The organism is Streptococcus oralis subsp. dentisani, from assembly GCF_002096335.1.
GTDB lineage: Bacteria > Bacillota > Bacilli > Lactobacillales > Streptococcaceae > Streptococcus > Streptococcus oralis_Z.
In genome coordinates, this window is record NZ_NCUW01000021.1 from 21,911 (window position 1) to 27,910 (window position 6,000).

4 protein-coding genes and 2 pseudogenes are annotated in these 6,000 nt (G+C 41.4%); 4 read left to right on the forward strand and 2 right to left on the reverse strand.

Annotated features, from left to right (window positions below; genetic code table 11):
- Window positions 1-23: 23 nt before the first annotated feature.
- A pseudogene (locus tag B7709_RS00380) lies at window positions 24-702 on the reverse strand (transposase); the annotation flags it as partial.
- Window positions 695-805: pseudogene (locus tag B7709_RS10390) on the reverse strand (IS30 family transposase); the annotation flags it as partial. The pseudogenes B7709_RS00380 and B7709_RS10390, both read right to left, overlap by 8 nt.
- A gap of 314 nt (window positions 806-1,119) precedes the next feature.
- Between B7709_RS10390 and rsmH the strand changes: the two are divergent.
- Genes rsmH through mraY form a run of 4 tightly spaced genes read left to right on the forward strand, consistent with a single transcriptional unit; the run spans window position 1,120 to window position 5,639 of the window.
- Window positions 1,120-2,070 carry a 16S rRNA (cytosine(1402)-N(4))-methyltransferase RsmH gene (gene rsmH / locus B7709_RS00390; protein WP_084970789.1) on the forward strand — a complete coding sequence of 317 codons (951 nt, stop codon included), beginning with the start codon at window positions 1,120-1,122 and terminating at the stop codon, window positions 2,068-2,070.
- 10 nt (window positions 2,071-2,080) lie between these two features.
- A complete protein-coding gene (gene ftsL / locus B7709_RS00395; RefSeq protein WP_000840795.1) occupies window positions 2,081-2,398 on the forward strand; it encodes a cell division protein FtsL in 318 nt (105 codons plus the stop codon).
- A gap of 3 nt (window positions 2,399-2,401) precedes the next feature.
- Window positions 2,402-4,657, forward strand: a complete 2,256-nt coding sequence (pbp2x, locus tag B7709_RS00400; RefSeq protein WP_084970791.1) for a penicillin-binding protein PBP2X — start codon at window positions 2,402-2,404, stop codon at window positions 4,655-4,657.
- 1 nt (window position 4,658) lies between these two features.
- Window positions 4,659-5,639 carry a phospho-N-acetylmuramoyl-pentapeptide-transferase gene (mraY, locus tag B7709_RS00405; RefSeq protein WP_000625795.1) on the forward strand — a complete coding sequence of 327 codons (981 nt, stop codon included), beginning with the start codon at window positions 4,659-4,661 and terminating at the stop codon, window positions 5,637-5,639.
- Window positions 5,640-6,000 lie beyond the last annotated feature (361 nt).

Genomic DNA, 6,000 nt, shown 5'->3' on the forward strand with positions numbered 1-6,000 from the left:
CAACTGTAGTAGATTGAAGTCAGCTAACACCTGGGGAGGACGATTGCTGTCTTCTCCATTTTTATATTCAGAGCAATGAAAATTCGTTTCTTAAAGTTGTCAAAGTTAGGAAAACCAAAGGCATTGCGTTTGATGAGTTTAATGAGATTATTGGTTGCTTCCAATTTGGCGTTGGAATAGGGTAATTGAAGGGCGTTGATAATCTTGTCTTTATTCTTAAGGAGGGTTTTAAAGATAGTTTGAAATAGAGGATAAACCTGCTTGAGATTATCTTCAATGATTCCGAAAAAATTCTCAGAATCCTTGTTTTGAAAGTAAAAAAGCAAGAGCTGATAGAGAACATAATGTTTCTTCAAGTCTTCTGAGTAGCTCAAGAGTTTGCCTAAGATTTCTTTATTGGTCAAGTGTATGTAAAAAGTAGAAGTATAAAATCGCTTAGCTTCCGACTATCTTATGGGATGAGCTTCCAGTAGCGCTTGATAACCTTGTATTCGTGAGATTTTCGGTTAAATTGATTCATAATTTGCACACGAACTCGACTCGTGGCATGGCTTAAGTGTTGAACAATGAGAAAGCAATCAAGAACGATTTTAGCGTTTGGGAGTGATACAGTCTGAGCCTAGAAATTCGAAAGCGAAGTTGTCTAGCAAAGTCATAGTAAGGACTGAATAGAACCATTGTAATGATTTTCACCCGACAGCGGATAATGATGAAGTAACTTAGCAATTTGAGAAAAATTTAGGCCTTGTATATGGTAAATGAGAATACTTTCACGCTCATCTATGGTAAAATAATGGGAGCTCATAAGATTTCCTTTAGTAACTAGTTCGTTCAATTCTATTTTATTAGAAAATCTTATGAATTTTTATTGTGCACTGAATATCGTATATTCAAGGGACAAAGTGTACTGGACTTGGGAGGTTAAGTTGAAATAATTCTATTCACTGCAGAAGTTTTTGTCTTACTTCATATAATACCTCTCTGTAGTAGTCGAAAAAATCGGCTAGAGCGCCATTTTGCTGATAAAAATGTTGAAGTTTCTGTATGAATTTATAGAAAATAGGGCAGAGCTATCTGACAAGTGCAAGCTGGTCAGATTTGTGGTAAAATAGATAAGATATGACAAAAGAATTTCATCATGTAACGGTCTTGCTTCATGAAACGATTGATATGCTTGACGTAAAACCTGACGGTATCTACGTTGATGCGACTTTGGGCGGAGCAGGCCATAGCGAATATTTATTAAGTAAATTGAGCGAAAAAGGGCATCTCTATGCCTTTGACCAGGACCAGAATGCCATTGACAATGCGCAAAAACGCTTGGCACCCTATATCGAAAAGGGGATGGTAACCTTTATCAAGGATAACTTCCGTCATTTGCAGGCACGTTTGCAGGAGGCTGGTGTCCAGGAAATTGATGGAATTTGTTATGACTTGGGAGTGTCCAGTCCTCAGCTGGATCAGCGTGAGCGTGGCTTTTCTTATAAAAAGGATGCGCCACTGGATATGCGGATGAATCAGGAAGCTAGTCTGACGGCCTATGAGGTGGTCAATCATTATGACTATCATGACTTGGTTCGGATCTTTTTCAAGTATGGTGAGGATAAGTTTTCTAAACAGATTGCTCGCAAGATTGAGCAAGCGCGTGAGGTGAAACCCATCGAGACAACGACGGAGTTGGCAGAGATTATCAAGTCGGCCAAGCCTGCCAAGGAGCTCAAGAAAAAAGGGCACCCTGCCAAGCAGATTTTCCAGGCTATCCGAATCGAAGTCAATGATGAGCTGGGTGCAGCAGATGAATCCATCCAGCAGGCCATGGACATGCTGGCTTTGGATGGTAGAATCTCGATCATTACCTTCCATTCTCTGGAAGATCGCTTGACCAAGCAATTATTCAAAGAAGCTTCAACAGTGGAAGTTCCCAAAGGCTTGCCCTTCATTCCAGATGATCTTAAGCCTAAGATGGAATTGGTATCCCGTAAGCCAATCTTGCCAAGTGCCGAAGAGCTAGAAGCCAACAACCGTTCGCATTCAGCCAAGTTGCGCGTGGCTAGAAAAATTCACAAGTAAGAGGAAAAACATGGCAGAAAGAATCGAAAAAACAAGCCAGTTATTGCAAACGAAGTTTAAAGGTTTTTCACGTGTGGAAAAGGCCTTCTATGTTTCGATTGCTGCAACAATGATTATCCTGGCAATTAGCGTTGTGTTTATGCAGACCAAGCTATTACAAGTTCAGAATGAATTGACCAAGGTCAATGCTCAAATAGAAGAAAAGAAAACCGAGCTCGACGATGCCAAGCAAGAGGTCAATGAATTGATTCGTTCAGAACGTTTGAAAGAGATTGCAAACTCCAAGGATTTGCAGCTGAATAACGAAAATATCCGAGCAGCGGAGTAAGAAATGAAACAGTGGAAAGAAAAAATCATCCGTTATGCCGTTCGTAACCGTAAATCTCCAGAAGAAAATCGCCGAAGAGTAGGGAAAAGCCTGAGTTTATTGGCTGTCATACTCTTCGCTGTCTTTTTGGTCAACTTTGCGGTCATTATCGGAACGGGTAAAAAATTTGGTAAGGACTTGGTTCAAGAAGCAAACAAGGTTCACCAAACAACCAAGACGATTCCAGCCAAGCGGGGGACCATCTACGATCGTAATGGAACGCCTATTGCTGAGGATGCAACTTCTTATAATATCTATGCTGTTATTGACAAGACCTACAAGTCAGCAACAGGCAAAATTCTCTATGTAGAAGATTCTCAATTTAATAAGGTAGCTGAAATTTTCCATAAATACCTCGATATGGAGGAGTCTTATGTCAAGGAACAACTTTCTCAGCCAGATCTAAAACAGGTGTCTTTTGGTACCAAGGGAAATGGGATCACCTATGCCAATATGATGGCCATTAAAAATGACCTTAAAACAGCTGGCGTTGAGGGAGTTGACTTTACAACTAGCCCTAACCGCAGTTATCCCAATGGACAGTTTGCTTCTTCCTTTATCGGTTTAGCGCAACTCCATGAAAATGAGGATGGCACCAAAAGGTTGATTGGGACATCTGGTTTGGAGAGTTCTTTAAATAACATTCTGGCGGGTACAGATGGGATCATCACCTATGAGAAAGATCGTCTGGGAAATATTGTTCCGGGTACAGATCAAGCTTCTCAACAAACAGTAGATGGAAAAGATGTCTACACAACCCTTTCTAGTCCCTTGCAATCCTTTATGGAAACTCAGATGGATGCCTTCCAGGAAAAAGTAAAAGGCAAGTATATGACGGCTACCTTGGTCAGCGCTAAAACAGGGGAAATCCTGGCTACAACCCAACGGCCGACCTTCAATGCAGATACCAAGGATGGCATCACAAAAGACTTTGTCTGGCGTGATATCCTCTATCAAAGTAACTACGAACCAGGATCAGCCATGAAGGTCATGACGTTAGCTTCTTCTATTGACAACAATACCTTCCCAGGTGGAGAATACTTCAATAGCAGTGAATTAAAAATAGCGGATGCGACGATTCGAGATTGGGATGTTAATGATGGTTTGACTACTGGTGGGATGATGACTTTCTCACAAGGTTTCGCTCACTCCAGTAATGTTGGAATGAGTCTACTTGAACAAAAAATGGGAGATGCGACTTGGCTCGATTATCTCAATCGCTTTAAGTTTGGGGTGCCGACGCGTTTTGGTCTGACTGATGAGTATTCAGGTCAATTGCCTGCAGATAATATTGTTAATATTGCCATGAGTGCATTTGGTCAGGGGATTTCTGTAACGCAGACCCAGATGCTACGTGCTTTTACAGCTATTGCCAACGATGGGGTTATGTTGGAACCAAAATTTATCAGTGCCCTCTATGATCCAAATGACCAGTCTGTTCGTAAGTCTCAAAAGGAAATTGTCGGAAATCCTGTGTCAAAAACAGCAGCGTCCTCTACTCGGGAGCACATGGTCATGGTCGGAACAGATCCTGTCTACGGTACCATGTACAACCACAGTACAGGAAAACCAAATGTCAATGTTCCAGGTCAGAATGTCGCTCTGAAATCAGGGACTGCTCAGATTGCCGATGAGAAGAATGGGGGTTACCTGACAGGTGAAACCAACTATATCTTCTCTGTTGTGTCGATGCATCCTGCAGAAAATCCTGACTTTATCCTCTATGTGACGGTGCAACAGCCAGAACATTATTCAGGTGTTCAGCTTGGGGAGTTTGCCAACCCAATCCTTGAGCGAGCTTCTGCCATGAAAGAGTCCCTCAATCTTCAGTCAACTGCCAAGAACTTGGATCAGGTCAGCAAGACGACAAGCTATGCTATGCCAGCTACCAAGGACTTTACCCCAGGTGACCTAGCGGAGGAATTGCGTCGTAACCTTGTCCAACCAATCGTTATCGGAACAGGAACCAAGATCAAGGATCTCTCGGTTTCTGAAGGAGATAATTTGGAAGCCAATCAGCAGATCTTGATCCTGTCAGATAAGGTCGAAGAAATGCCTGATATGTACGGCTGGACAGATGAAAATGTGCAAACATTTGCCAAATGGCTGAATATAGAAGTCGAGTGGGAAGGTAGTGGCAAAACGGTCAAGAAACAAAGTGTCCGTGCCAATACAGCTCTCAAAGACATTAAAAAAATGAAAATAACTTTAGGAGATTAAGATGATTAGTTCCATTAGTGCTGGAGTTCTAGCTTTTCTATTGACCTTGATAGGTATTCCAGCCTTTATCCGATTTTATCGAAAAGCACAGATTACAGGTCAGCAGATGCACGAGGATGTCAAGCAACACCAAGCGAAAGCTGGGACTCCAACCATGGGAGGTCTTGTCTTCCTGATCGTTGCAGTTGTTGTGAGCTTCCTTGTCGCTCTCTTTACCCAACAATTGACCAACAATGTAGGCATGATTTTGTTTATCTTGGTTTTGTATGGTTTGGTAGGTTTTTTGGATGATTTCCTCAAGGTCTTTCGTAAGATTAACGAAGGCTTAAATCCCAAGCAAAAACTTGCTCTCCAGCTGCTTGGAGGAGTGATTTTCTACCTCTTTTATGAGCGCGGTGGCGATATGCTTTCAGTCTTTGGCTACCAAGTTCATTTGGGAATTTTCTATATTTTCTTTGCCCTTTTCTGGCTAGTTGGCTTTTCAAATGCGGTGAATCTGACTGACGGGATTGATGGCTTAGCGAGTATTTCCGTGGTGATTAGCTTATCAGCTTACGGTGTGATTGCTTATATGCAAAATCAATTGGATATTCTTCTTGTGATTCTTGCCATGATTGGTGGTTTGCTAGGTTTCTTTGTCTTTAACCACAAACCTGCCAAGGTCTTCATGGGAGATGTGGGAAGTTTGGCTCTTGGTGGGATGCTAGCAGCTATTTCTATGGCTCTCCACCAAGAATGGACTCTTTTGTTGATTGGGATTATCTATGTCTTTGAGACAAGCTCTGTCATGATGCAGGTCACCTACTTTAAACTTAGTGGAGGGAAGCGTATTTTCCGTATGACGCCTGTCCACCACCATTTTGAACTTGGAGGATTCTCAGGTAAGGGCAATCCTTGGAGCGAGTGGAAGGTTGACTTCTTCTTTTGGGGAGTTGGGCTTCTAGCAAGTCTCTTGACCCTAGCTTTTTTATACCTACTGTAAAAAATAGAGAGTGCTCTTGCATTGAGTAAAGTTTTCCATGATAAAACGCATAGTATCAAGGTTTTTGAATGCCTGATAGTATGCGTTTTTAATATTTCTAAAATAAAATCCCCCCTTATCTAGATATTCCAACATAAGTAACACTTGAAATTCAATCGTTTCAGATATTCAGGAACATCTTAGGGATTTGAGTTCAAAGTTTAAATATGGAAGTTCTTGGATTGTTGAAATGATAGATTTATTTTTCTCAAAGACCTAGTACTAATACACAAAAGGCCCCCTTGTTGCTAAGGGAGCCTTTCTATATATCCTAATGAAGCAGATGATTTTACCTAATCTCTTCTTAAGAATTGATCTAAAT